Annotated in this window: 1 protein-coding gene; it reads right to left on the bottom strand. The window is 36.8% G+C overall.

All coding sequences use genetic code 11. From position 1 onward, the window contains the following. Positions 1–881: IS30-like element ISAba125 family transposase (locus tag HYG88_RS15125; RefSeq protein WP_235675451.1), on the bottom strand; the 881-nt coding region annotated here is incomplete at its 3' end. Between the last annotated feature and the right edge of the window lie 111 nt (positions 882–992).

Here is a 992-nt window from a genome sequence, read left to right on the forward strand (position 1 = left end):
TTTCTAGGACGAGTATTCAGTGACATGGCAACTTGATTTAAATAATGCTGATCTGCCTGATTTAAATCAATCCCTTTAGGTAAATATTGCCTAATTAAACCATTCATATTTTCGCATGTGCCTTTTTGCCAGGGTGAATGTGGGTCACAGAAATATACATCTATGCCTAAATCTTCTTCGAGTATTTTATGTTCTGACATCTCACGTCCACGGTCATAGGTCAACGTTTTACGCAGTTCTGCAGGTAAATATTTCAGAGCTTCAGTTAAAGCCTTGCGCACTGATTCTGCCTTTGCATCAGGTAATGTTGCCAAGATACAGAGCCGTGTATTTCGTTCAATAAGTGTTGCTATCGAACTTTTATTGTCTTTACCTTTAATTAAATCAGCTTCCCAATGACCCGGTATTTTTCTTTCTTGAACTTCGGCTGGGCGCTCATGAATAGTTTTAATATCCTGTAATATAGAATCTTTTTTAGGTTCACCGTTAGCTTTTCGCTTTTTATTTTCATGACGTAGACAGGATAATAAGTCTTTTTTCAACTCACCCTTTGGTAATGCTCGTATCGTTGAATAAATCGTTGTATGGCTTACATTCATTGTTTGATCCAAATCAGGAAATGTCTTTAAACGCTTTGCTATTTGCTGAGGAGACCATAAACAACGGATCGCTTCAACAATAAATTTCCAGAGGATTGAATCGATTTTGAGTTTTCTGTGACCACGTCTACGTCTAGCGAAGGTGTTATCAGAAGCATATCGAGCTTGATAAACGTCATTGATGCTATTTCTTTTAAGCTCACGATAGATCGTACTAGGATGTCTTTTAATGAGTTCAGCAAATTTTCTGGCTGAAAAGCCTTCTTTTCTTGACTCAAGCATTAATGCAGTACGATCTTCAAAGTTAAGATGATGGTATGACAATTTTATATACTCCATAAACCCTTTAAATTAATTAGGTGGTTTATGTCGCACTTCAAGTTTTACTCTGCC

This window comes from Acinetobacter sp. SwsAc4, assembly GCF_013391535.1.
Lineage (GTDB): Bacteria > Pseudomonadota > Gammaproteobacteria > Pseudomonadales > Moraxellaceae > Acinetobacter.